This window comes from Acidiphilium rubrum, assembly GCF_900156265.1.
Lineage (GTDB): Bacteria > Pseudomonadota > Alphaproteobacteria > Acetobacterales > Acetobacteraceae > Acidiphilium > Acidiphilium rubrum.
Window position 1 is genome coordinate 34,205 of the sequence record NZ_FTNE01000023.1, and the last position, 26,306, is coordinate 60,510.

At 60.9% G+C, this 26,306-nt stretch carries 24 protein-coding genes and 1 pseudogene; 15 read left to right on the forward strand and 10 right to left on the reverse strand.

From position 1 onward, the window contains the following. Position 1 precedes the first annotated feature (1 nt). The 3 genes from BW994_RS14610 to BW994_RS19305 form a co-directional block, all read right to left on the reverse strand. Positions 2-1,069 carry a DotH/IcmK family type IV secretion protein gene (locus tag BW994_RS14610; protein WP_081849094.1) on the reverse strand — a complete coding sequence of 356 codons (1,068 nt, stop codon included), beginning with the start codon at positions 1,067-1,069 and terminating at the stop codon, positions 2-4. Further along, positions 1,066-1,731, reverse strand: coding sequence for a DotI/IcmL family type IV secretion protein (locus tag BW994_RS14615; protein WP_081849095.1), 666 nt, complete (start codon positions 1,729-1,731; stop codon positions 1,066-1,068). Before BW994_RS14615 ends, BW994_RS14610 begins: the two co-directional genes overlap by 4 nt. A 118-nt stretch (positions 1,732-1,849) precedes the next feature. Next, complete coding sequence (locus tag BW994_RS19305) at positions 1,850-3,121, reverse strand: hypothetical protein (protein ID WP_139334136.1); 1,272 nt, start codon at positions 3,119-3,121, stop codon at positions 1,850-1,852. A 611-nt stretch (positions 3,122-3,732) separates the two neighbouring features. On the opposite strand from BW994_RS19305, the gene BW994_RS14625 reads away from it, so the two are divergent. From BW994_RS14625 to BW994_RS14675, 10 genes are all read left to right on the forward strand, one after another. Then, positions 3,733-4,185, forward strand: a complete 453-nt coding sequence (locus BW994_RS14625) for a hypothetical protein (RefSeq protein ID WP_139334137.1) — start codon at positions 3,733-3,735, stop codon at positions 4,183-4,185. 64 nt (positions 4,186-4,249) lie between these two features. Next, positions 4,250-4,747 (forward strand): hypothetical protein, encoded by a 498-nt coding sequence (locus tag BW994_RS14630; RefSeq protein WP_029312015.1) that lies wholly within the window; start codon positions 4,250-4,252, stop codon positions 4,745-4,747. After that, positions 4,744-5,337, forward strand: a complete 594-nt coding sequence (locus BW994_RS14635; RefSeq protein ID WP_051657363.1) for a hypothetical protein — start codon at positions 4,744-4,746, stop codon at positions 5,335-5,337. The genes BW994_RS14630 and BW994_RS14635 overlap by 4 nt, the downstream gene beginning before the upstream one ends. Then, the gene (locus BW994_RS14640; RefSeq protein ID WP_029312017.1) at positions 5,327-6,565 is read left to right on the forward strand and encodes a hypothetical protein; all 1,239 of its coding nucleotides are present in this window, start codon (positions 5,327-5,329) and stop codon (positions 6,563-6,565) included. The genes BW994_RS14635 and BW994_RS14640 overlap by 11 nt, the downstream gene beginning before the upstream one ends. Beyond that, complete coding sequence (locus tag BW994_RS14645) at positions 6,562-9,285, forward strand: DUF3991 domain-containing protein (protein ID WP_029312018.1); 2,724 nt, start codon at positions 6,562-6,564, stop codon at positions 9,283-9,285. The genes BW994_RS14640 and BW994_RS14645 overlap by 4 nt, the downstream gene beginning before the upstream one ends. Before the next feature lie 104 nt (positions 9,286-9,389). Further along, positions 9,390-11,831, forward strand: a complete 2,442-nt coding sequence (locus BW994_RS14650) for a DotA/TraY family protein (protein ID WP_245801583.1) — start codon at positions 9,390-9,392, stop codon at positions 11,829-11,831. A gap of 14 nt (positions 11,832-11,845) precedes the next feature. Beyond that, positions 11,846-12,304, forward strand: a complete 459-nt coding sequence (locus BW994_RS14655) for a hypothetical protein (RefSeq protein WP_029312020.1) — start codon at positions 11,846-11,848, stop codon at positions 12,302-12,304. 152 nt (positions 12,305-12,456) lie between these two features. Then, on the forward strand, positions 12,457-12,756 hold the full coding sequence (locus BW994_RS14660) for a hypothetical protein (RefSeq protein ID WP_029312021.1): 300 nt from the start codon (positions 12,457-12,459) through the stop codon (positions 12,754-12,756). Positions 12,757-12,765: 9 nt separating this feature from the next. Next, the gene (locus tag BW994_RS14665) at positions 12,766-13,509 is read left to right on the forward strand and encodes a DNA methyltransferase (protein WP_035228951.1); all 744 of its coding nucleotides are present in this window, start codon (positions 12,766-12,768) and stop codon (positions 13,507-13,509) included. Between the two features lie 521 nt (positions 13,510-14,030). Next, complete coding sequence (locus BW994_RS14675) at positions 14,031-14,414, forward strand: helix-turn-helix domain-containing protein (RefSeq protein ID WP_029312023.1); 384 nt, start codon at positions 14,031-14,033, stop codon at positions 14,412-14,414. A gap of 316 nt (positions 14,415-14,730) precedes the next feature. On the opposite strand, the gene BW994_RS14680 is transcribed toward BW994_RS14675, so the two are convergent. The 7 genes from BW994_RS14680 to BW994_RS14710 form a co-directional block, all read right to left on the reverse strand. After that, positions 14,731-15,276: a hypothetical protein gene (locus tag BW994_RS14680; RefSeq protein ID WP_029312024.1), complete on the reverse strand. Its 546-nt coding sequence runs from the start codon at positions 15,274-15,276 to the stop codon at positions 14,731-14,733. Beyond that, positions 15,277-15,597: a hypothetical protein gene (locus tag BW994_RS20015; protein ID WP_029312025.1), complete on the reverse strand. Its 321-nt coding sequence runs from the start codon at positions 15,595-15,597 to the stop codon at positions 15,277-15,279. It abuts the gene before it with no gap. Between the two features lie 118 nt (positions 15,598-15,715). Next, positions 15,716-17,053 (reverse strand): hypothetical protein, encoded by a 1,338-nt coding sequence (locus BW994_RS14690; protein WP_156038135.1) that lies wholly within the window; start codon positions 17,051-17,053, stop codon positions 15,716-15,718. Between the two features lie 122 nt (positions 17,054-17,175). Then, positions 17,176-18,555: a hypothetical protein gene (locus BW994_RS14695; RefSeq protein ID WP_139334139.1), complete on the reverse strand. Its 1,380-nt coding sequence runs from the start codon at positions 18,553-18,555 to the stop codon at positions 17,176-17,178. A 22-nt stretch (positions 18,556-18,577) separates the two neighbouring features. Beyond that, on the reverse strand, positions 18,578-19,729 hold the full coding sequence (locus tag BW994_RS14700) for a sugar-transfer associated ATP-grasp domain-containing protein (protein WP_029312028.1): 1,152 nt from the start codon (positions 19,727-19,729) through the stop codon (positions 18,578-18,580). Positions 19,730-19,917: 188 nt separating this feature from the next. Next, the gene (locus BW994_RS14705) at positions 19,918-20,817 is read right to left on the reverse strand and encodes a 3'-5' exonuclease (RefSeq protein ID WP_029312029.1); all 900 of its coding nucleotides are present in this window, start codon (positions 20,815-20,817) and stop codon (positions 19,918-19,920) included. Positions 20,818-20,915: 98 nt separating this feature from the next. After that, positions 20,916-21,380: a DUF4113 domain-containing protein gene (locus BW994_RS14710; RefSeq protein WP_081849097.1), complete on the reverse strand. Its 465-nt coding sequence runs from the start codon at positions 21,378-21,380 to the stop codon at positions 20,916-20,918. A gap of 154 nt (positions 21,381-21,534) precedes the next feature. On the opposite strand from BW994_RS14710, the gene BW994_RS14715 reads away from it, so the two are divergent. The 5 genes and pseudogenes from BW994_RS14715 to BW994_RS20020 all read left to right on the forward strand — a co-directional run. Further along, a complete protein-coding gene (locus BW994_RS14715) occupies positions 21,535-21,804 on the forward strand; it encodes an HU family DNA-binding protein (protein WP_029312031.1) in 270 nt (89 codons plus the stop codon). 500 nt (positions 21,805-22,304) lie between these two features. Beyond that, positions 22,305-23,498, forward strand: coding sequence for an AAA family ATPase (locus tag BW994_RS14720; protein ID WP_211252779.1), 1,194 nt, complete (start codon positions 22,305-22,307; stop codon positions 23,496-23,498). A 70-nt stretch (positions 23,499-23,568) separates the two neighbouring features. Further along, positions 23,569-24,135 (forward strand): RloB family protein, encoded by a 567-nt coding sequence (locus tag BW994_RS14725; RefSeq protein ID WP_211252780.1) that lies wholly within the window; start codon positions 23,569-23,571, stop codon positions 24,133-24,135. Between the two features lie 820 nt (positions 24,136-24,955). Beyond that, positions 24,956-26,032 (forward strand): type I restriction-modification system subunit M, encoded by a 1,077-nt coding sequence (locus tag BW994_RS14730; protein ID WP_029312033.1) that lies wholly within the window; start codon positions 24,956-24,958, stop codon positions 26,030-26,032. A gap of 73 nt (positions 26,033-26,105) precedes the next feature. Then, positions 26,106-26,306, forward strand: a pseudogene (locus BW994_RS20020) (IS256 family transposase); the annotation flags it as partial.

Here is a 26,306-nt window from a genome sequence, read left to right on the forward strand (position 1 = left end):
GTCAATCGTCCTTGAAAGAAACCGAGAAAGTCCGGCCGCCACCACCCGCCATCAGAACCACGGGGGTATTCGGCAGGGCGTAGATGCCCACACCATCGGGGCCGTATTCCGAGCCGTCCCATTCCGGTGAGAGGATCTTGTCGCGGGTGCGGATGTAGATCTGGCCGCGATACCGCCACGCCCGGATCGCTTCCGGCGAGGCGCCGATGATCCCGAGCGGCACCGCATCGGCGGGCGGTTCGCCATTCAGCATCGCGGTAAGCGCCGGCGCGCCGGTCTCAGGGGCGTTGGATCGGACGTAGACCTGGGCTGACGCTTCGGGGCCACGCCGATTGATCTCGGCGTCGAGCCGTGCCTCGTAATGAGTAGCATTTGTGAGGAGTAGAAACGTCAGCGGTGCCGATGCACCTTTGAGATTGACCAGCAAACCGCCGCGCGGATAGCGCGAACGCGGGGTGATCTCGAGGACGTTCGATCCCTTGTACGGGACACAGACCACAAACCCGCTGGCCACGATCGCCGGCATCGCCGTGCCAGCGGTCGCGGCGGTCGCCGGGTTGCCGCCGTTGACGCAGGTATCGGATTTGGTCGTGGGGGAGCCGGGTGCGGGATTGGAGTTCGTGGTCCACGCGATCGGCCAGGGTGCGCCGGTATTATCGAGAAATGCCACCGCTGTCGGAAACCCGTAGGCCGTCTCGATGATATTGGTGACGGACTGCGGCCCGAGACCGATGACCACGGTGTTGGTCTCCGGGATCGCCATCGGCGAGGTATGGGCATCCGCGATCGCCTTGGAGACGCGGTCATAGCGATGCTGCAGGGAACGGATCATCCCCGGGGTGATCGGGATCGCGTTTTGGGCTGCTGCCGAAAAATTCGGATGGCGCGATCCGCTCCGTGGCAGAAACGCCGGGGTGACCGACCGAGCCGCACCCGAGAGTTGTCCGTTGACCGGTTGGGCATTCTGCGCCCATGCGAGACCCGGAACACTCGATATCAGGGCCATAGAGGAACACAGGGCGAGCAGAGCGGTGCGCTTGCGTCGAGGATTGGAATACATGTGGATCATCCCATCGGTGCTGAAATAATCTGGCTGATCGCGAGGCCGGATGGATGGTGGAACAGCGACGCGCGGACCACATAGACAGTCATCATCCGGGTCTCGGTGTAGTGCCGCCGCTCGTTCCGGTAGGTCACGAGCATCGGGAACTGGATTTCCCAGGTATATCGATACCCGACGACGCCTTCTTTCTTGATCGACGGCCCGGCCGTGGGCACGGCACTGCCCACGAGATCGTAATATTTCATCCGCTCGAAATCATGTTCCTGGATGAAGCTGGCCGCGAAGGCCTGCCATCCGGCGGGCGTGAATTTTCGGCTGACGCGGGTGAACTGGTGGCGGTAGTTCACGAAATTCACGCTGTAGGCCTGATCCGTCGCGTCGGTTGCGAACCGGAATACGCGGCTCTGGGCATAGATCGGCTGATTGAGCGGAAACAACTGGATCGGATTGCCACTGCGCGATGTGCCGAAGAAAATCTCCTGTCTTGGATGCAGGAGCGTCCAGGCCTGGCAAGCAGCGAGGATGGCCACGGCGACCGCGAGAAGCGTGTTCGACGTGGCGAGGCTGCGAATGCGGGCCAACAGAAAATAAGGATTGAGGATCTGCCGCGAGGATGCTGCCGCCTCTGGGGGCACGCCCAAATCTCGCTCTGCCGTCACGTCGCTCATCAATGGATCTCCCGAGGGATTTTCAGTGTCACGGGCAGAATTGCAGCCGCTATCGCAAGTCCAAAGGACAAAATGCAGAATTCAAAAATTAAAGAAGCCGTTGGTATAATCTGCGATATCACAGAGCGTACCCCTCAAACCCGTGCGCGGGGACGACAACATGTGGCGAGCGGCGCCGGCTCGCGATCTCGGTCCGGCGCACGGCGAACAGAATCCCGGATGTGATACATTTCTGGATGCAGAAATGCTGCGCGCCGTAGGACGAGCCTATCTGCGCGAGATCAAAACCCGGTCGCAAAGGCTCGGGCCAGGTCGACCGATTGGACCGCCCAAATTCGGAAGCGGCGACACCGTCGTAATTGCTGAAGGTCCGCGCGACGACATGACGCGAGGTGCCGGTGATCCGCGCGCATCCTTCGGGGCTGACCCCCGCGACATATAATACGGAGAAGCATTCACGCAGCAGCGTCGGAATGCCGCGCAGCGGTTTTACAATGCGAAAATCCGGATTGGTCGCAGCCCGATAGACCGTCTCCGCCACCATCTGCAGCCGAGCCTTGGATTGTGAGTCCAATGCAGCGCCCACCTGAGCCACAAAAGAAGACAAGAGCCGATCGGCACGTGCCGGCGAATAGACCGGAGACGGACATTGAGAGTTCCGCGGCCGCCCTGAAGACGGCGACTTCCTGCGGCGACGCGCGGGTTTGCGTCGGCGTTCCGGGCACTGCGAGGTTTTTTCTGGAGAAATCGGCGATGGTTGCGGTTGTGGCACCGGTGGCGACCATCTCAGACCGACAGCTGCATCGGAGTGCTGCGCGGACGACGCGATTTCAGCGAGGAGTGCCGCGCGCATGGAGCCATTGCGACCGTAGGGCAATCCCATCCGGCGCAATACGCCCAACAGTTGCGGGCGGGTTCGCGAAACCAGCGCCGCTATGTCAGCAATATCCGTAGCCGCCACGAATTTTTCGACGATCAACGCCCGGTCGGAATGCGAGAGATACCGTGCAGATTTATAATGCCTGAGTGCCCGGTCATGAGGTGGCGTGAGTCCCTCGGCCTGCGCAATCGCTACGACATGCTCGGCTGTAAGCCCAACCCACGCTGCGATCTGATGGCGTCCCGGACCGCGGTCGGGTTGGTGCGCAGATCGTCTGATCATCTGCAGGGCGACACACCACGCCTGCCGATCAGATAGCGTCGTCGCGGAAACTGGCGTCGGTTCCGGTGCAACCGAGTGATTCGACCGCGGCGCATCCCCCTCCAGAATCGCCACGGATTCTGCTGATGAAATCGCGCGAACGCCGTTATTCCATATGAACCGGCCTGCGGGTGACCGGTCCTGGCCTTCAAACGCCCACTCGGGGCGCACCGCATCGATAGAATTCATAGTCTGGATCGTAGCCATGGACATACGAGCCTCCACGGCCGGTCGGAATAGACCGGAATTAAAAAATTCATCCCCTACAGAGAGTGTGAAACGCAAGCACAAATATTCGGTGCCCCGGAATCGCGGTACAATCGAGTTGCGCTATAGGAACGATACCGCAACGAGCGGTCAATTTTATCGATTATTAGCTGGAATTTATGACTGACGGGCTGTTATCGTTATCTAAAAAAGTTCTTCGGAGCGCATGATTTGAGTCGCGGTCACCGTCCGGCGTCCGCCCATGATCATTCCGGTGTCGGACTCGCGAAACAGATGGTTACGGGGTAAGATTCGATCGCGACATGAGGTTCGGCTACGTCAAAGCAGCTACCGATCGCAATTTGGCGTTGTAATGTTCGTTAATCGCAACAGATAGCGACAAAATCATGACGGTGAAGCCACCTGGGAATTATCACAAGTGTGTGTAATGAAACTACATCGTAACGAATAATTGCGGGGTTCGGGCGTTCGGATTCTTTTGTTGCGAATAAGCATAGGTATTCGTCATAAAATAATTCTTCCGAGTGGCGATAGCAGCCGCCATGCCGGGTCAGTCCTGAAAGGAACCCGACATGGCCAATACACCACATCTCGCCACCAATCCCGCCCTGATCGCGCTTGTTGCCGCTTGTGCTGGCGCTGTCACGCCAATGATCCAGCCAGCCCGCGCCAACATCGTCATCATCGCCGCCAATACAAAGAGCGCGACTGATGGAACGCTGGCCGGGTCAGCAGTCGTTCGACCATCGCGTGCCGCCAATGCACCTGCGCTGCCGCCCCGCCATCCCGGATATCCCATCGTCCAGGGGTTTGGTGTTGCGATCCCGCTCGCAACGGCATTGCCGCTCATCGTTCCACCTTACGTCACCGTCCAATTCGGAACGGGCATCGATCGCGACATGCCCTGCTCTTGGCGCGGCGGGTTGCCCTGGCCTGCCACGCTGGCAACCGCGCTCGCCCCGCTGGGATTGCACGTGAATGCCACCAAAACCACAGCAAATATCACCATAAAACAAAAAACCTGACTACGCGTTTTTTCGCTTTGCACTTGCGATAGCGCCCGCCACGCTCCGCGTGAAAGGACCGCTCATGCCTGATTTATTTCCTGAACTGACGCTCGAACGCCACGCCGTCGAAGCCTGGATCATCCGCTGCTACCCGCAGATCTTCCTCGCCCCGGGCACGATCCTCGCCGACACGCCGGAAGTCGAGTCCAAGGTCCGGGAGGTGGGCAATCTGTTCACCGCGGTGTGCACGACAGCGCCCGACACCCTCCCCGCACTCGTTCTCGAACCCGAGACGCTCGATCACCTGCTGACCGGCTTCGCCTGGCTCGACCTGCAGCGTCGCACCGCCCTGGTGATCTTCCTCGAACACCTGCCCGATAATATGGGCGAGCGGATCATCAGCGCGATGATCGACGCTGACCCGGACCATCGCGGCCGGACGATGCGCGAGACGATCTCCCTGATTCGCCGCGCCGAAACCATCGAGCGAATGACCCAGCCAATCCGCATCGCGGCACTGACCGCCGCAACGGCCTCTCAACCCCTCCAGGACCCTTACAATCACAGGACACACCCATGACGCGCTTTCCAGCGGCGCTCCTGATCGCGAGCGCCATCTCCCTGCCCCTCTCCATCACGGCAAGGGCGGCCACAGGAGCCACAACATCCACCGCCGAGCAGACGGCAGGCTGCGCTGCCATGGCCGCCGGGGCACAGGCCGGCGCTTCGGCCCAGATCTCCGCCGATTCCAATGTTCTCACCGCACCCAAGCCCGTCACCCAACTGACCTGTCTGTCGAACTTCTTCCACGGCGTCGGGCTCAACCTGATGACCTCGATGTTTAGTGCCAGCACATTGACCGCCCTGTTTCAGGATGTGGAGGGGCAGATCTGCGCCAGCGTCAATCAGGCCTGGCAGAACGCAACCTCCTCGGTCAGCCAGTGCGGCATCTCGATCTCCGGGTTCCAGATCGGCGGCTTCGGGACCACGGGGTTCGGCAATTTCTGCCCGCAACTCTCCTTCGGAGGGGGCGGCGCCAATCTGCTCGACGTCACCGGATCGCCCAGTCTTGGTGAGACCACAGGTATCTACGTCAACGGAACGTCTCTCATGCCGGATGGGTATCCCCCTCCGCAGCCCACCCAGGGGAGTGCAGCCAATGGCACATAGTTTCAAAACATCGCTCCTCGCCACCGCGGGCGCTGGCATCCTTCTCGGTGCCACGGTCCTCCAACCGCCCAAGGCCCATGCATTGTTCGGCACCAGCGTCGCCGCACTCATCGCAGCGGTGAATGCGGTCGCAAGCAAAGTCGTCTCGGTCGGCACCGACGTGACCAACATGCAGAACGCCATCGAGGGGAAGCTGCAATCCGAATTCGGCTACACCAGCACAGGCGGCGGCAATCTGCGCACGACGCTGCAAAATGGCTTCAACCAGAACGCCAATTACGCCAAGGCCGCGGTCGGCGCCAACGAGCAGATCGTCGATGGCGCACTGGCAGACCAGGCCACCCAGAACCTGCAGAACCACGACATCTCGATCCAGAATAACCATGTCCTGACCCCGCAGGCCTGCAACGCACTGACCAACGGTCAATCGATCGTCGTCGGATCGCATCAGACCGGCAGCATCGCCAATGATATCGAATCTGTCACCGATCCCGTGACGATCGCCGCCCCGGGCGATCCGTCCTACAACTCGATCAGTGAAGGCGTCGCCTCGATCAACGCCTTGCACGACATGCGCTACTGTTCGCCACAGGACATCGCCGCCGGGCTCCATTGCAATAATGGTCTCAGCCCGGACCCGGATGCCGACCAGGCGGCCGCCAGCCTGCTCGGCGTTGAAACCTATCCAAACCAGACAGCCGCCACCGCCGCCAATGACTACAGCCAGACGCTGATCGAACCCTATGCGCCAGCCGCGCTGCGCGGCACTGCCCTCACCTCGCTCCGCGGGCAGTTCGCCATCGTCAAACGCCGGCAATACAACGCGCAGATGTCGCTGGCCCGGCGCGTCGCCACAGACATTCAGGCCACCCGCACCCCTAGCGTGGAACTCACCGCCAGCCAACAGGCAGAACAGACCGCGCTCGGCATGCCCCAGACCCAGACCGCGTCCTGGCTCGGTGCCCTGACCCTCGCCGTCGATCGCCGAGAAAGCAGCACATCCTGGCACACCGCCCTCGAATCCGATCCCAATGCCAAGGCCGTCCTGATCTCGGTCGCCGACGAACTCGCCCAGAGCAACTACATCGAATTGCACCGGCTGAAATCCCAGCAACAGACCAACCTCCTCCTCGCCAGCCTCCTTGCCGACAAGGCTCAGGTATTGCTGCCCTCATCGGCCACCCTGCCCACCCCGCAGATCGCCGCGAATTCGGGGACCGGCTCATGAACGCGCAAACCGAAAACCAGATCCTGAAGGCCGCCGTCCCCTGTCCGAACGTATTGGAAGAAGCCGGCTGGCAAACCGACGACAACCCGGGCGGTGACGCGTTGGTCTGGCGCGAACGAAATGCGCCGCCGAGCGCGCCATCCATCGTTACCACCCACAACGGTCAGGGGTTCTTCGTGCCCGGCACGGCGACCAAGGGCGATGTCTTCGATCTGGTCGGCTACCTCGATCCGGCCCTTGCCTCCTTCCCGGCACGGCGGGCCTCGGTCGCCGGCATGGCCGCTCCGGCGGATCTCGAGCGGGCGCGGGCCGCCATGCCGCCGAATATCACCATAACACCCGCGGCGCCCGACGCCGCCAAGCGCAGCAGCTACACAAGGCTCTGGGTCACCCACCACCCACTGAAAGAAGGAAGCCCGGCCCACACCTGGCTGACCGAACAGCGCGGTATCCATCCGATTGTCGTACAGGCCGCGATCGCTCAGGAGGAATTGCGCGAAGGGCCGAAAGCCACCGTCTGGGCCGCGCACCGCAACCCGACCGGCGAGTTAACCGGCTGGGATGCCGAAGGACCCGAGTTCAGGAATTTTGCGTCAAACGCAACCAAATCCCTGTTCACCCTTGATGCCGCCAATGGCAACGCCACCCGCATCGTCGTCGCCGACACCCCGATCGAGGCCATGAGCCTCGCCACGATCGAACGCATGCGCAACGACACGATCTATGCCGCGGTCAGCGGCACCGTCGGGCGGGAAACGGCCGCAACCCTGCGGGCCTACATCGACCGGATCGATCCCAATACCCTTTCGATCGTTGTCGCCACCCCCACCACAGAAGCGGGCAACGCCCTCGCCGAGCGGATCGCCGCCATCGGTCACACCGCCAACTTCGTGCCCGACCGCATTTTCCCCTCCCACGGACAAAAGGACTTCAACGCCATGCTCACCCGCGACACCATCACACGCGCCCCGGAAAACGACGGCACAGCCGAACCACGCCGCCCGGCCGCAGACCAGACCCAGACGAAACAGGCCGATTTGAACATCGAGACCATCGAACGCGGCCGGCCACGGGCGGTCAACGAGACCGCTAAACTCAGCGTCGATATCGGCCAGAGCGAGGCCGGTTTTCATTACAAGAGTGTGGTGACGCTGAATGGTCGCGACCTCCCCGCCTCCGATTGGAGCCGGGCCTACGCAACCCGCGATGAAGCAAAGGAAACCGCGGCCTTCAGCGCGGGGCGGGACGTCGAACGCTCGATCGCCGCGGATGCCGGTGGGCGAAGTGCCGCCCCCTCCCCTTCAAGCCAGAACCCGTATCAGCAGGTGCTCGATGAGATTGGGAAGAGCGCGGCAAGATTGCCCAACACCGCAGAGGGCAGGGACCTCTCCCAGAAGATAGTTGACATCACAGAACGTGCGAAGCAGCCGGGCGCACTGGACGACCCCGCGGTACAACAGAAAATCGCCTGGGCGATGGCCGATACCGAACGGGCAACCGGCGTCAGAACGAACGTCGGAGACAGAATCCGTGACGAGTTGCTCACCCTCGCGGTGACGATTCAGGGGTTGAGCGACCCGAGTACGGTCCGACTCATGAAATATACTAACCGGCTCGACAACCAGGACACCGTCGACGAAATCCGGGATTTTGCGGTGAAGGTCGCCCAGAACAAACCGCCGCAGGTTCAGTCGGGCAACAACATGGTGCTTGCCAAGCTCGAGCAACGTGTCCTCGACGAGAGCTTGAACCAGACATCACAGCGGCAGTCCTTATCAGCAGACCAGACCGTTGAAACAAGGCAATCGGCGCGCATTGATCAGGAGAGCGCCCAAGCCCGAACGGCTGAGACGAGAGCTCAGAACGCGCCAGCAGCATCGGAGACCGCCTCGGCATCAGCTGGTCAGGGCGCAACGCAGCGCCCGGTCGTGCAGGCCACGACGGCAAACGTGAAAGTCACGCCCGGCACGTCGTCCTCCGGACCCGGCTGGCTCGAGACAGTAGCCAACCGGGTGATGGACTCACCGTTATTCCGTGGCCCTTCCACGCGGGCCAGCACCAGCAATGGCTCCGCACAAACCGTTGAGCCAGCACCCGCGCCAACCCAACCAGCCCCCTACGCCGATACCAGTTTCGATCATAAAGGGGCGGTTGCCGGGATCGAGCGGGACCTGATCGTCGAAGATGTTGCCGCGGCCGCCGTGACAGCGGCACAGGCCATCACCAGTCTGCGGCAGATGATGGGTGGCATCGGTCAGAAGATCGATGCTGCCGCTGAAAACGATCCGGGGGGCTACGCGAACGTCATATCCGGCATGAAACCCGGCGGCCAGTACGCCGAACTGCGCTCGGAACTCGATGCGCAGATCCAGCAAACCCAAGGCTTCGCCGGCACCTACCAGCAGGCCACCGAAGCCCTCGAAAACTACGCCACGAGCAGGGTCAGCGCGGAGGAATGGCACCGGACCAATGCCGTAAAGATCAGCGACCTCGACAAGGAACTCGCCCCGGTCGAAAAAGGATTGTTCGAATCTCTGCAGAAGTTGCCGGGACTGACCTCGGGACTGAGCATGATCGACGAACTGGCGGAGAAACTCGGGGACGCGATCATCAAGATCATCGACCGCGCACGCGCCGCCCTCGGCCTCGGCTCGGGAATGGCCAACGACCCCTCCCCCTCTCCGCAGAACGACCAACGCCCGGGGCCGCGCCCAGGCTGATCCTTCATCCCACCTCACCCCATCCCATCCCGATCGATCCTGGCCCACCGCAGAGAGAGTCCCCAATGACAGGCAAAATCGCGAGACTGTTCCTGATTGCGTTCATGCTCGCAGGCACGATCACCGCGCCCGCCCTCGCCGCAGCGGGCACGGGGGCTGGGACCGGGTCAACCCAATCCGGCACCCAGGTCACATGGCAGCAACTCAATGCGCCGAACGATTGGGCAAGCGGGGTGGTCAACGAATTATTCCCGATCAACCTCACCGGCCAGCAGGTCGGAACCCCAACCGCGGGGACCGGGATCGGCAACGAGCAGACCGTCATCGGCACCATGATGGGCCTGTTCAACGGGATCGTCGGCCTCATCGCCGCGGCCTGGTTCGCCTACGCAACCTTGATGGAAATCCATCGCGGTGCCGAAACCGGCGAAGTGCTTTCCGAACGGACCAGCTCCTGGGTCGCACCCCGGATCGCAATGGCCGCGATCTTGATCCTTCCGGTGGCCGGGGGGTTCAACGTGGGACAAGCCGCCGTCGTGCAGATCGCCCAATGGGGCGTCGGCATCGCCGATCTGGTCTATGATGCCGGGTTGACGGCCCTCGGCCCCGGCGCGCTGCCGATCACGGCACCGCAGGTCCCGAACGCCCAGCGCATCGTCGCCGGCATGGTGGAAGACGAGGCATGTCGGGATCTCATCAACGAGGTGTCCGGCTCGGCCACTAGACAGCCGATCGTTTCCGAACCCGCGCCGATCTTCCGGCAGAGTTCCTACGGCAGCGAATGGGGTATCCCCTCGAATATCGGCAGCGCCATCAGCAGAATCCCGTACATCGGCCCCGAACTCAATGCCTTCGTCAATCCATCCGTCGGCACTGGCGGCACGCTGCTCTATCCCTTCGCTGCCGCCAGCGGCGATGGCATGGGAACACCGGTTTGCGGCGAAATTACCCTGCGCACCCCCGCGCCCACCAGCGGATCAGCGCTGAACGCCACCGAGAACATCGCGAGCGATCAGGAGGCAGCCCTCGACAAAGTGTATTACGGCGACATCCAGCCCCAGGTCTCGACGATCATCGCCAATTATTTCCAGTCGGATAATCCCCAGCTCCTCACCGGTCTGATGAACGTCATGACCACAGCAACGTCAGACTATTCGAGCGCTCTCACCAAGGCCGCGTCCAGCGTCGTGAAGGAGGAAGGACAGAGCACGATCCAGAAGGAGAACCTCAATCAGATGAAGGCGCTGGGATGGAGTGGCGCCGGTGCGTATTTCATCCAGATCGCCGAGATGAACGGCCGCAACCTCAGCATCCTCGACAATACGGCCAGTGTAGCACCCCCCAGCTGGCGCGGACTCCCCGCCGATCTTGAGTCCGACCTCGCCCAATACATGCCGCCTGTGACCGGATTCCTGAACGAGATGCAGATCGACACCAATGTCGATGCCGGCGCAACCCCGCCCACCGCCCTGATCGGGAACCGCCCTTCCTCGAGCGGGCTCGGGGTCATCAACACTGTGTTCGATGCCATCGGCATCAACCGTCGGCTGTTGAACTTCATGGCAACCGCCGTGCTGCCGACCAACGGTGAATGGTCCGATCCCTTCGTGCCGATGATCAATCTCGGCCAGCACATGGTCGAGGCCGGTATCTCCGCGATCGGGCTTTCCGCTCTGCTGAATACCAAACTCGGAACGCTCGCGGCGGTCGGCGGACAGGCCCTCGCCGGCGACGAAGTCGGCGCAGCAGCGACAGCGGCGATGGCTGTCACTGGCGTATTAAGCCGTCTGATCAACCTCATCTATTTTGTGTGCATCGGACTGATCTTTCAGGGCCTCATGCTGGCCTATGTCATCCCGATGATCCCGCTGGCTCTCTGGATCGCCCAGGTGATCAACTGGCTGATCCTGGTATGCGAGGGCGTGATCGCGGTCCCGGTCTTCCTGCTTGCACACATGACCTACCGGGGCGACGGTTTCCACGGAGCTAATGCCAGTTACGGCTACAAGATGCTCCTGAACATCATGCTCCGCCCCGTCGTCATGCTGTTTGGCCTGATGCTCAGCTACTTCATCTTCACCGCCGGATCCTGGCTGATCTTCAACCTGTTCACGCTGGCGGCCGATTTTGTGTTCAACCAGGGAAATGTGGTGACCAATTTATTCGGGCTCATGGTCATGGTCTCGATGATGGTGATCATGCTCAGCACGCTGGCGATCCTGTCGTTCAGAATGATCTCGATGGTCACCAACATCATGCGCTGGGGCAATCTCGAACCGGCGGATCGGGTCGATGGTATGCAATTCGCCCGGGAAGCGACGTTTGGGGGTGCTGAGGGTGCAACAAGATGGGTCGCTGGGAAAGCACCCTACCAGATTGCCAATCTGGCAACGGGATATGGCGGTTCTGGAAATAACGGGATGACACCGGGCGGCTATTTGCCATATAACAAACCAAATCCTGGTGGATCGGGTGGTGGCGGGGCTGCTGCCGAAGCTGATTCTACCCTGGCGGCGACCACAGAAGTCATACCGCCGGCTGAGTGAAAGGAGTATTGGCTATGAGTGATTACATGGCAATGCAACTGGGTAGCATCAACGGCATGCTCGCCTCTGAGCAAGCGCAGCGTCGGCTCGACGAGATGATTGCCTGGAGAAACAGGAATCAGAACGCTCAGCCTCAGGTCGACCCCGCCAGCTTCTACGACCTGATCGACAAGTATAATGCATTGGTCGAGGACTTTAACCGGCAGAAGGCGCTCATCAACGAGCAGCACCGGCAGGGCCTCAATCTCGAGGCCGTCGTCGCCAGAAAGGACTGCGTGATCGCCGAGAAGGATCTCGAAATCGCACAGATGACGACGAAACTGCATCAGACCGAGTTCAAACTGCAGCGTGAAGAACGAAACGCGCTCGGCTACGTCGAGAAGATCGGCAAATTTCTCAAAGCCTACCGGCATTACCGCGGCCTGCTCGGAATCAAAGAGGGCGATCCCTACGACGTCCCCGGCTACTGGTAAGGCCGGTCAGCGAACTCCCGAGAGGAGCGCCCCAACGGCGCTCCTTTTTTGTTCCGGTCCCATCTAAACAAATCTTTCACACGCCCGAAAAAACATGCGTCCACTGGCGATAGACCTCGCCATGGTGGTTTCCATCCAAGGAGATCATCACCATGCGCCGTTCCATCCTCGCCATCCTCCTGTCCTGCACCGCCCTCGCTGGCTGCGCCTCGGGTAACATCAAGACCGAAGCCGACTACCACGCCCCGCCCGCACGCCCCGTCGCCGATCCCTATTTCAACCCTTACGGCCCCTATGGCAGCACCCATGCCACCTGGGAGCCGCCAGTCCTCAACCGCGGGCAAACCATCGTCAAACCAGACGATCCCAGCGTCACCCTCACCCGCCCGGATTACGAAGCCGCCCCCTGGGCCACCGGCACGAAAACATCGGCCTTCAGTTCCACGTTCTGAGCTGCCGCAATGTCAGGTCCCGTCGAGCGCGTCGATATCGGCCGCGCCAGCCTCTATCGGGGTAACGCGCTTGATGTCCTGACCCAGATCGGAGCCGTCGACACCATCCTCACCGATCCCGTCTGGCCGAACTGCCCTACCGGCCTCATCGCCGGTAGCGACGATCCGCCCCGTCTCTGGCAGGAAACCATGCGGGTCATGCGGATACCCACGCGCCTGGTCGTCGTACTGCGCGGTGACAGCGACCCACGGTTTCTGGCACCGGTCCCGACCGCCCTGCCCTTCTTCCGGCTGATCCATCTACCCTACACCATCCCCGCCTTCGTCGGGCGCAAACTCGGCCGCGATGAAATCGCCTATTGGTTCGGCGATCCGATCCGCCCGGCACGCGGCCGCAATCTCGTTCCCAGCCGCGCCCCCGCCGCTCAGCCGGCCGACACCAGGACCAACGGCCACCCCTGCTCACGCGCCCTCAAACATTTCGACTGGCTGGTCGAATGGACCAGCGACGCCGGTGAAACAATCCTCGACCCGTTCATGGGCTCCGGCACCACCGGCGTCGCCGCCATGCGCCTCGGACGGCGCTTCATCGGCATTGAGATCGATCCAAAATGGTTCGATCTCGCTTGTCGTCAAATCGATGCCGCCGAGCGACAGGGCGTCCTGTTCGATGGAACGCCCACCCCGGTTCGATCTTCACGGGCAAAACGCGCCGCGGCGGCAACAGCCAGCCTGCCCCTCACGCTGCTATAATCCTCCCGCAGATCCGTCAGGATCGGCACGCCGTCTCAGCGCCCGGTCCAGAGGGAAAGTTGGGGCGGGCCTTGGCCCTGCCGTATCCGTGGTCAACGCGTCGATACGATTCATTGTAGCCGAATAGGTTTCCATCGGATTGATGTCCGCTTGCGCGCTCACGTCCACGCCCGAACCCGCCGACGTAGCTGATTTTCCCCAAGCCCTACGATCGTGAGCGATATTATCGCTTTACATACAGTCTCGTTGAACGATATTATCGCTTGTGAAATCCATCATTCTTACATTAGGCGCTGCAAAAGATCTCGATGCCCTTCCCCGAGACGGTCGCGAGCAGGTGGAAGCTGGCCTCCACCGTTACGCCATGACTAGCCAAGGCGACGTTAAGGCCTTGCAGGGCCGCGACGGCTACCGTCTCCGCATAGGCAGTTACCGGGTCATCTTCGATGAGGATGCAACCACGATCCTGGCAATCTACATCGGCCGTCGTGCCACAACCACATACAAGAGGAGCTAAGGCTATGAGCGCACCACAGATCATTCGGACGCCCGCTGGCGAAGAGCTGGTGGTGCTCCCACGGGCCGAATATGAGGCACTCCTCGAACGCGCCGATCACGAGACCGAGGACGCTGACGACGTCGCTGTCTACGATACTCGGAAGGCTGAATTGGCCGCCGGAGGCGTCGTGCTGCCACCGGAGGTTAGTGCCGCGATCCTTCGCGGCGAAAGTCGGCTGAGAGCCATTCGCCACTGGCGCGACGTTACGCAACTTCATTTGGCTTTTAAAACAGATATCGGCCAAGGCTATCTGTCCGATCTCGAAAGTGGGCGCCGTACAGGGACCCCCGAAACCCTTGCAAAACTCGCGCAGGCTTTGAATGTGTCGGTTGAGTGGCTCTCATAGGCGAGACAGTCGCTCACGATCGGTCGGGCATTCTTGATCGTACTCGCGAACGGCCTCTTCGCGGAGCTATGGCGTAAATGTAGTGCTGATCACGATCGGTCGCGGTCTACCGCGGCCGCGCTCTTTTCGGATCGCGCCCCCACGGTGGCCGGCATCCGGTCCGGACGGACCAGCTCCGTCGCCGGTCCCGACAACGTTACTCTCATTCAGCCGCCGTCGCGGTCACCGCACGACCTGTCCCCCCGGCCAATGATTGCCAAACCCAGGGTCGTTGGCAGGATCAACCGGTGCCTGAATCCTCACCCTCCCCGCGTGGTCACCGCGGCCACCAGCTGTCATCCGAATGCAGAAATTCTGTGAATGTACCGGGCCGCTGGTTGCGCAACCGCCAGTTCTCCATCGCCTTGAAAAACGAGAGGACCAGAAACCACAACGCCATCGCGAGAACCAGCAGGACATAGAAGATGTTGCCCAGGCCAACGGGCGAGACAATCACCCGATAGGCCCAATACAGCAGCAGCATGATCCCGGAGATGAGATAGATCCGGCTCGCCCGCGCCGATATCGCCCTCGAATTCGCGATCATCATCAGGATGCGATCAGGCGACGTGCCGTAGTCGAACGCCATCGCGACGACATCATATTTCCCGTCCGGCGTCAGCCGACGCCGGCGATGTGATCGTTCCTTCTGCAGGCCCGACCACATGTCGCCGATGTAGCGGGCGTTCATCCGAATCTCATCCGTCCCGAAAATCGCGTTGGGATTGACCCCCCACCGAAACGCCCGCCTGAACATCCCAGCCGCCTGGTTCGGTTCCTTGCCGTCCTGCGGCCGCCTCCCGGTTTTTTGCTTCGACGCCATTCAACCCTCCTGTTTACGGCTGACATCCACCGCACGGCCCGGGTGTGAGCCAACCACGCGTTCGAACCGCTCATCGAGCAATTCCGCCAGATGCGTCGCATCTCGCGCCGCATCGAGCGCATCACGCGCCACGGCGGTGATGATGCTACGTTTCAGCCAGTCACTGGTCGCCGGATGGCACAGCACCTCGACCATCCGCGCCGTCATTCCCTGGAGCCGTCGTCCGGAACGGGGGATCCGGAACATGGCGAGCCCGTCCCTGCCGTGCCGCTCGATCCAGATGTCGGCATCACGCGGATCGGGGAATTGTGGTTGGTCCATAATGGCAGCTCCAATTGTCCTGGTGGATGATCATGCCCGTTGCGCGGACGCCCCACCGGCTTTCTGGTCTGGCTCTCTCCCGCACGTGCCTGCTTGCGACCCATAATGCGCTCGCCGGTCAGGACGGCGGCTGAATCGACGCGATGATCGTCGCAACATCGCCCGGATTGCCATTGCTGCGGCCGATCAGCCCGTCTCGTGCATGCCACAGCAACGTCGGCGTGCCGGTCAGCCCGATGTAGCGCGCCACCGCCATGTTCCGCGCGAGCTTGCCCGCCGCACCGGCACTGGCGGTCTCCGGCAGGCCCTTGTCGATCCAGTCGGCAACCATCGTGGCCGGTGCGCGGCTGGCCATCACCTGCGCCTTCACCGTGCTCTCGCCCTTGTCCTCATAATCGAGGATCGACAGCGGGATAACACTGAGGCGGAGTTTTCCCGCGTTCACAAACGGCGCCAGCGCCTGCATCGCATGGATCGAATGGATGCACATCGGGTCGATCAGCATCCACAGATGCGGCGCGCCCGCTAGCCCGACCGTTCCGTGATCGGTCGAGCGCAGCATCCGGAACACCGAGGCGACCTCCCTCGCCTTCTGCGCCGGGCTGACCGGGACCGGCAGAGGGGCGATCGGTGATGGCGCCGGCGGGTTGCTGGGCGGGATCACCGTCGTCGCGGGAGCCACAGCAGCCGCGGGAGAGGGTCCTGTGGTGTGAACGAACGCATGGGCAACTGGCTGATGCTTGCCGATCTTGCCGATCGTTACCGTAGGCAGAACGCCCGGAATCGCCGCCACCTGGCGCAGCGTGATGTTCTTGCCGTGATCGCTCCACATCTCGCCCTGAATCTCAGAACGGCCATCGGGGGTGATGTAGAAGACCGAGAACAAAGAGCCGTTCTTGGCGAACACGCCCCGCATCCCATCGATCGTGCCGATATCGTAGAGCGCGGCACCATGAGAGGCGATCTGACGCAACGCGGGAACCGCCGTGATCTCCGCGGCTGGGATCCGCTTGACCCCGGCGGGCATCGGCAGGTCGCGAACCGAGCGGAGGACCGGCGCACCTGGTGTTGCCGGTGTCCGTGGCGCCGGCGTTGGTGCCGATGCCGATGCCGAAGCCGGAGCTGACGCCGGAGCCGACGCCAGCGTCACCGCCGCCTGTGCTGCCGCCAATGCGGCGACGGATGGGACCAGAGGAGGATCGGCTGCGCGAGCCGGCTGGTTCGGGTTGGCTTGCGGTAGAGAGGCTGGTTTCGTCCTGGGCGGGGTCTTGCCCGGCGCGGCCAGCACCGGCCGGTTGGCGGTGGGCATCACCGGCGTGGGGTAGGCCGGTAACGCCAGAGGATGCGCCGACGCCGCCCGCCCCAGGCTTGTGGCAGAAACCGCACAATCGGGACCCGACGCCGCCATCGCCAGACCGGGTAGACCGGTGAGTAAAACAGCAACTGGAATACGCATGATCAATCTCCTTCGACGGAGACCATCACCACCGCTATCGCAAGTGCGTATGGATGATACGAGGGTAGGATTTCACTTTATCGTGAAACCGTCTGGCCGCTTTGATCCGGCCGGACGGATGGTTATGCGGGAACCCGCGGCTGCTGTTCCTCGACCGGATCGAGCTGCTGGAACATGAACCGGAGCAGACGGCGTTTGAAATCCTTGTCCTCGCTGGTCACCGCCGGCCCCGCCCGGCGCGGCTGATGCAGGACGATCGGCGCGCCCCCGAGTGCCGCGCGCATCAGCGGATGCACCAGGCGCTTGCGATCGAGGTAGCGCTCGTCGTCATAGCCCATGGTCTCGACGATCACCGTCGCCTTGCGCCCGCTGGCTGCCTTGGCCCGCACCACGAAATCCGGAATGATCGGCGGACGAGCCTCCACGCTGGCATCCGGCGCCGCCGGATCGAATGCGGGACCCAGATCGAATTGCGGCTTCTCGATCGTCATCAACACGTTCCGCGCCTTGGCCAGCCAGATCTGCAGATCGAGCAGGTTGCGCAAGGTCACGCGCTCGTTGTCGCTGTCGAGGAGCAATAGATGCGAGCGCGATGCGACCGGATGGGCGTAGGCGCGCAGGATCGCGGCAGGACTGTCCTTGTCCGGCCGCGCGACCAGAGCCGCTACCAGATAGGGCGGTCGACGCGCCGCCGCGTCCTGGATCCTGCCGTGCCCCTCGATCTCGCCGAAGATCGACAGCCGCCCGATGACCGGGATCGATATCCCATCCATCGGCTCGATCTTCCCTTCGGAAATCGACTTGGCCGCCGTGATGAAAATGCCGTGCGGGCGCGATTTGCGGAATTTGTTCTGGGGCGTTTCCTCGATGCGCTGACGAAAGGCCTCATACTGCGGCGCATAGGTCTCGAGATACGGTCGTAGGTACACCTTGTCGGCGAGTTCGATCTGCTTCGCCGCCTGACGCAGCGCGCGATACTGGCCCGACAGATCGCGCGCGACCCAGCCGGGGCGCACACGCTGCAAGCCAGCTTCTTCAACCAACCCGAGGAGCAGGCGGGCAAGCGGGGAACGCTCCTCGGCATGGCTCACACCGGAGAGCTGAACCCGGTACTCCACGGGTTCCACGGCATAACCCTTGATCACACAGGGCGGTTGATCTCCCAGCCGGAAACTCGCCGTGACGTGTTTCTGCTCCTCCGGCTCGCGGAAGAAATCGCAGTCCGGTGCATGTGGCGGCCAGCAGACATTGGTATGACGACGAATATGGCTCGACGCGACCGGTACCAGCGCGGGTGGCCGGTCCTCGCCAGCACTGCCGAGGCAGTCGCACAGGATCCAGTGACCGGGGCCGGAGTCCTGGACGCGCTTGACGATATCGCCCGCAGGCACACGCTCCGCAAACACCGCATAGCGTCCGAACGCGCGACGCAATAACTGATCATCGCGCCGCGACAACGGCGTCGCAGGACTGGTCTTTCCTTTCGGCGCGATCGAGAGCATCTCCCCTTCCCCTCTCCCTCCCCTACCCCAGCAGCCGTCCCTGAAACCCACAGGCGCGAAGATGCGAGCAATAGGCATCATCGAGCACACCCGCGCCGTGGGCGATCTGATGCAGGTAAAGATCACCACCCCAGTTCAGCTCAAGCAAAATCGGCCCGTGGTCGGTGATCGCGACGTCCCAGGATTGCGTCCTGATCCCCGGAAACAATGGCGCGGCCCGCGTGACCAGGGATCGGAGATCGTTCCAGTCCGGGACGATGACCCCCTCGATCGCGCACCCCGTATCGGGATGGATCGGATCGCGCCGCAACGACGTCGCTTTCCCCGTCATCACCCGCGTTACCTCACCCGTGACGAGGTCGATCGCGCCAAGCCGGTTGCCCTCCCGCCAGTAATTGTCCGCCTCGTTCGCCCGGATCGGGATTTTCAGGGCGGCGCGATGGATGACCGGGCCGGCATCCGTGAGCAACACCAGCACTCGAACCGTGCAAACCCGTCCACCCGACATACGGCCCAGTTCAGTTGGAGGCAGAAGCGCGCGCTGGATCAGATACCCGCCCCGATAATCGAGGATGCGGGCTGCGACGGTCGGTATCGGTACGGTAGCGCCGGTCACCGCCCGGATCGTGTCGGACGTCAGATCGACCGATACCGCGTGGATCACCCCAACGCTGAACACCCCATCGATCGGTTTGGCCACCAACGGATACTGCGACGGATCACGCAGGAACCCGACAACATCATCGATCGAGCGCAACGCCGCGGCACCATCCAGGCCCCGGGTCGGATGTGCGACCCCGGTTATTGCGGGGACGGCGGCAATACCGGCTGCCGACAAGGTTGCTTGCGCGATGAGCTTGTCATCGGCAACAGCGCGCCAGCCGTAATCGCAGGTCGTGCGATGAAATAAGCCCTGCGCGGCAAGCCCCACGAACCGTGCTCGATCGCCCGGCATCAGCTCGCGATCCCACAGCCGATGCTGCAAGAACTCCACCGGCATCAATCGACCCGGACCACGACTCAAACGATAGGTCGACACCAACATGCGCATCAGCCCGCCCAGCGTTGGCGCGGCATGCGGCAACGCGGCTCGAATATCGACAGTTGGCAGTTTGCCCGCAATCGGGACGGCATCCGCCCCGTAGGGCCGGGAATTGGCTAGCGCGAGTTCCATCACAACACCTCCAGCCGGAAGCATTGCGAGCCGGATCGCAAGTGCATAATGCAAACCGCACCCGCCGGTTCACGTTTCGGTGATGACGGAATGCAGGCGCGAAAGGGGATTATCGGGGCGAATAGATCAGCGAAGCGATGTGCTGATGTCTCTCGGCAATCCGGCCCTCACGGCGGCCGGCAGCAGATTCAGCCGCGTTTCGAGAACCGGTCGTAGGCGGTAATCCGCTGCACCGATGGGTCCCGTCCCGCATCCAGAACCTTGGTCTTGAGATAGGCGATCTCATCGGACTGCTTCGCCTCCGGAACGTCGATATACCATGTCCGCGGCCGGAACCCCGTGTCACCACCCCAACGATAACCCCGGCGTTTCAGATCATCCTTGAGATCGAACGGCGCACCCTCGGCCCAGATCCGCCACGTCACGCTCCGGGCACGATCGAGCAGACGGCTCATCGCAATCGTGCCCGAATGCGGCAGTGGCAGGGCCAGCAGCTCGATCGCCGCGAGGCAATCATTCGCTGCCCGGTGCCGGTCGTAGAAGAAACCCGCCCCCATCGCGAGGTAGGCAAGTTTCAGGCCCTCAAACCCTTCCGCGACCCAATCGACCTCCGTCATCGAACACGCCCAGGGCTTGCCCGCGAAGGCCGGACATAGACGCTCGATGAAACGGCGATCAAACGCCGCATTATGTGCGACCACGAGAGCGGCGGGGGCCACCATTCCCTCCACCGTCGTCAGATCAATCGTCTGGTCCGTGACCATGGTATCGGTAATGCCGGTCAGGGCCACCACCTCGGGCGGTATCGGGCGACCGGGATCACAAAAGGACTGGAAGGGCTCGCCGACATCGATGATCCGACCGTCAAGCGCATAGGTGAACGGCACGATCGCGATCTCGATGATCTCATCGGTTTCGGGATCGAGCCCGGTGGTCTCGACATCGACGAATAACCCTGGCCGGGTTGGCGTGCCAGGTTCGACAGCGACCGGCGAGCGGGGTGCCAGCTTGCGCAGGACGCGGTAGGCACCGGAGGCACTGAGCATCCGCGCCATCTCCTCGAGCCGCTTCACCTCCTCTTCGGTCATGGTCCCTCCCCTCCAGCGGCTGATTGCACGCGGTTCATAGCCCCTTGTGGGCCGCCAAGGCCATCAAACCGGGCGTGGCCCCTCGAGAGCGCGTCCCCTCAATAGGCGGTTCCAACCAGGATCTCGCCAATCCGCGTCGTATATCGGGGCGACAAATTCAACGCCTTGGCTGTCCAGGGGCGCGAAATCTCCGTTGCGAGCGGGCGCAGCGTATCACGGCCAAACCGACCATTGACCGCATCGAGCGCCGCCATCGCCCGCGCCGACCGCACAGGATCCCTGGTCGGAAACAGCGACACCGGCTGACTGCCCGCATCGATCAACTCGCCGAGCATGATCCCCGCCTTCGAATACCGGAACCCCACACGCCACATCGGCTCCAGCATACGGATCGCCTCACCGATCAACGATGTCGTATCGTTCGTCGCCTCGATCCGGGCCGAATGCTGGTTGCTGTACCAGGGATCGCCATTGTGCGGATTGGTGTGGAGCAGAACCGTCATCGTGCTGGCGAGCAAACTGCCAAACTCATTCGTAACTCCTCGATCAGCGGATGCGAACATATGTGGAACATCGATGGGGGGCAAGGGGGCCGATCATCCGGCGAATGGGCTGGCGTATGAGCGTTAATCCCCCTGGTCGAATTGGCATATTGATGATTTCTGGTAGGAGGATGCGCGCCGATGGGCAGCGGCAAAGACAATAGGGGAATATAGGGTGACGAAGGCATTTATCGCAGAAACCATTCAGCAATCCGCAGAGATCACCGCTGTAGCGGCGCACAAGGTTGCGGGCACATTGGTCGATGCCATCGTGGCGGAGATGAAAAAAAGCGGCAAATTCACTCTGCCGGGTTTCGGGACCTTCACGGTGCGAAAGACCAAGGCGCGGAAAGGCGTCAATCCGCGTCTCGGCACCCCGATCAAGATCAAGGCCGGCAAAACCGTCCGGTTCAAGGCGTCACCGACGTTGAAGAAAAAAATGTGATCTGGGTCAGAAACCGTGCGCCTGGCACATCATTTCGCCAGGATCGCGGGACCGCGTAATCGTCAACGAGAAGGCGATTCCTGGGAATACTGAGCTTCCGCTAATGGCGGGAGTTGGCCGATAGCGGCTGGTCCGCTATGGAAAAAAAAGACGCGATAGCGGACATTTGGCTTAGGAACCGCCTGCGCGGCAAGAAGCCATCGAAAATCAGTACGTCTTGGTGGCCTTCTGAGCCGCCTCGAATACATTGTGTGCGTACGTCGTACTACGTGCTCCGTATCGAGCAAGCGGGCAGTTTGTCTCTTATTTTGTCGACGCCTGCCAACGCGGACACGAGATATTTTCGTGGCCGTTTGAAAATAGCTGGCTATTTTACATAAAATGTGCAAATATGATCACAATATTGGGGGACCCTTATGATATTGGAATTCCGTGTCCGAAACTTTCGATCGTTCAAAGGGGAGAGCGTCCTGTCGCTTGTTGCCTCAAAGGATCGCAGCTTGGCAGGTACCAATACAATCCAAACGCACAATTCTTCCCTGCCGCGCGCGCTGAGAGCCGCTGTGATCTACGGCGCTAACGCAAGCGGCAAGTCCAATCTCATCCGGGCCTTGCAGTTGATGCGCGGCGTCGTTCTCGAATCTGCCGCGTCACAGCCGAATCACATGTTCAACGTCCAGCCGTTTCGGCTCGACCAGAAATCAGCGGCCGAACCCACCTTTTTCGAGGTTACTGTTCTTCTTGATGGCACTCGGTATCAATACGGGTTTGAGTTTATCTCGGCAAAAATTATCTCTGAATGGCTGTTAGTATATCAGAAGTCGAAGCCTCAAAAGTGGTTTTATCGTAAGATTGGCATCAACGATAGCAAGGATACGTTCGAGTTCGGTCCCCACCTGCTAGGCGCAAAGCGCGTATGGCAAGAGGCCACAAGGCCGAATGCGCTCTTTCTTTCGACGGCAGTCCAGCTCAACAGTGAGAGTCTCGCTCCACTGTATAATTGGTTCTCAGAGACGCTGAAAGTATTTCTGGATGGTGGTCAAATATCGCCTGATTTTTCGACGGGATTGATTCAGACGGTGACGGGACAGAATAAGATTACCTCCCTGCTTTCAAGGGCAGATATCGCAATTAAGGCGATCTCCGCAGTACCAACTAAAGGCTATAAGCAGAGTATCACATTTGATCCGTTAAAGGGAACAGCAGACACAAAACTGGAAGAAGCTGAGCTGCTGCTACCTCGCTTCAAACATACGATTGACTCTGTGTCTGCTGATTTTGAATTGAGCGACGAATCCCAAGGCACTCAGAAGCTCTTTGCGCTCGCGGGTCCCATTCTCGATATTCTGGAACACGGAAGGATTCTGGTAATTGACGAACTAGACCGGAGCCTGCATCCATTACTCGTCCGTCAGATCATCGATACCTTTCAGAACCCTGACCTGAACTGTAATGGTGCTCAGCTTATCTTTACTACACACGACACATCGCAGCTCGACACCACCCTGCTCCGGCGTGACCAGATCTGGCTAACAGAGAAGCGCCGGAATCACTCGTCTGAGTTAGTACCGCTCATGGAATTCTCTCCGCGAAAGAGCGAGGCGTTGGAAAAGGGTTACCTGTCTGGCCGCTATGGCGGCGTCCCGGTCATTGCGACTCAGTTGATCGACGAGAGCGACTGTGCCGAGAGATAATCATCCAAAATTTCGTCAGGCTCGACAGCTCGCTCGAAAGTCTGAAAATCGACCGCCTTATGAGCGTATATTGATCGTCTGCGAGGGCAAGAAAACAGAGCCGCACTACCTTGAGGATATCCGCCGTCAAAATTCAATACCTTCGGCGCATGTGAAGGTGCTTCCCAGCGCGCTCGGGACAGAGTCGCGCCAAGTTGTAGATTTCGCTCATCGCACATTCCTTGAGACTCGGTCATACGAACGGGTCTATGCGGTATTCGACCGCGACAGCCACCTGACTTATTGCGATGCGCTTGACCGAGCTGCTGCACTCGACGGTAAGTTACAGAATGACGAGCGAAAGCCAGTGCGATTTGTAGCCGTTCCGTCCGTTCCCTGCTTTGAACTTTGGCTCCTGTTGCATTTCGAGGATGTTCAAGCATTCTCGCATCGGACTGAGACATTTAGCCGGTTGAAGCGGCACATTCCAGGCTATGAAAAAGGCTCTCGTGGCATCTTTGGTCTGACCGAACCACAGTTGGACGTTGCTTCCGCACGCGCGCAGCGTCTTCGTGTCCGTTTCGACGCCCGCGAGGCCAGCGATCCATATACAGCAATGGACGAACTTGTCGCATTATTGAGGAACTTGCGAGACTGATGAATGAGCGCCGAGGAGCCCTCGGTCTTGGCGGCTTTCTATGTGTCGGGGAATAAGAGCACCGCGCGCTTTCCGTGACGTCCGTGCCGCCGCACTGATTGTGCCTGCCATCAATGCCCTGGCGGCCGCAAGCAAATGTCCGAATTCAGGGCGCTTCTAATCGGGAGCGGGCGATCTTCTTTCCACCCCCCTTCTCGCCGTTCGGGGCTCGCCAGCGCGGGTTTCGCGGCCTCACCGAACGAACGGCTGCTTTCGGGAGAGGCCAACCATCGGCTGAGGGGCGCCAATGAGCGCAAAGCTGCCGTTCAATTGGTTGGCCTTATATGGCAGCCTGCCGTATCCAAGGCCCGCTGCTGAGTCGCAAGGCGATGGTCGATCGTCCTGACGGTGGCATAGTCACGAATGGTTATAATGTGTCTCATACAATTCTAGACGTCTTCCCGTTATCGTATCATAATGCCAAAAACTACCCTATTAACGCGAAAAAACTGTCTCAACTAACCGCTCCTCTGGGGTATACCGCAACGAAACGGCCTGGGATCACGAATTGTGAACACGACAATCTGATGTCGGGCTCAGATCAGTTAATTTACGCATGCAGGCCCTTAATCTGCACACGGCGAACGGGGGTGTCCGGGCGAATGTTAAATTGAAGGGAGCAATGTTGCCTTATCTGTGTGAGTGGCCAGTTCGATGGTGCAATGGAATGATGCGATAATAGAGACGTTGGTTATAGCTCAAAAAGTAGGTTACGCTAACGATATCCCTTGGGGGGTGGGCGTTCAACATTGCAAACTGACGAGAATGTGAGGAATAAACCGTGAGCGTAGATCTACAAGACCTTTCGCGCCGTTTGTTTAAGACGGCAGAGCAACTTTGGACCAACACGTCCCTGCGTCCGGACCAATACGCCCAGCCAGTGCTCGCCCTCATCGCTCTGCGCCAGATGGAGACCCAGTTCGACGCCGTCCATGCCGAGCTCTCCAAAACCTTCAAAGGCCGTCTCAAGGCCACACCGCCGGACTATCACGGCCACGGCGCCATCTTCCTGCCTCATCACGCCCGCTTATCTTACCTCATCAGCCTACCCGAGACGGAGAACATGGCCGAGGCGCTTAACGAGGCCATGAAGGCCATCACCGAGCACAACCCCGACCTCGCTGGCGTGCTCCCACAGGGCTATGGCTCCCTGCCGAACAGCGTGCTGCGCGAGCTGCTGCGCCTGCTCCAGCCGCTCAAAATCACAGGCGACGCCTACGGCCTCATTTTTGAGTATTTTATGGGTGAGTTCGCCTCTGCCTTCATGCAGAAGGGTGGTGAGTATTTTACGCCTTCCTCCATCGTGAAACTGATCGTCGAAGTCATCGAGCCCTACCACGGCAAGATTTTCGACCCTGCCTGCGGCTCGGGCGGCATGTTCGTGCATTCCGCCGAGTTCGTCCGCCGCCACCATAAAACGCCGTCCCGCGAGATCAGCGTCTATGGCGTGGAAAAAATGTCTGATACCCGTAAGCTCTGCCGCCTGAATCTCGCGGTGCACGGCCTCTCGGGCGACATCCGCGAAGCCAACTCCTATTACGAAGACCCACACAACATGGTGGGCAAATTCGACTATGTGATGGCCAACCCGCCCTTCAACCAGTCCGAGGTGGACCGTGGCAAGCTGGTGAACGAAGCAGGTCAGGTGGAACCGCGCTTTGCTCTTGGCATCCCCAGCGTTAATAACGCCAACTACCTCTGGATAGGCTTGTTTGCAGCTGCCCTGAACGAACGCGGCCGCGCCGGCTTCGTTATGGCCAATTCCGCGTCCGATGCCGGTAATGCCGAGCGCGAGATGCGCAAAAAACTGGTAGAGACTGGGGCGGTGGATGTTAGAGCTATGGCCGAAATTGGGTGATGGCTTGGTGAGAAAGGTGGCGTATCGAGGCGGGTGGAAGCCTGCCTGAACCTCTTGAAGGAGCGATACGCCTATGACGAGCGATAGCACTATTCTTCCCTTCCGCAAGCCCGGAGACGTTGAGGATCCGCTGACGGGGATCCTTAGGGACGGGGCCCGTCGGCTGCTGGCCCAGGCAATCGAGGCGGAGGCTGAGGCGTTTCTGGCCGCGATGAAGGGTGAACGGCTGGCGGACGGCCGCGACCGCGTTGTGCGGCACGGTCTGGGTCCGGTG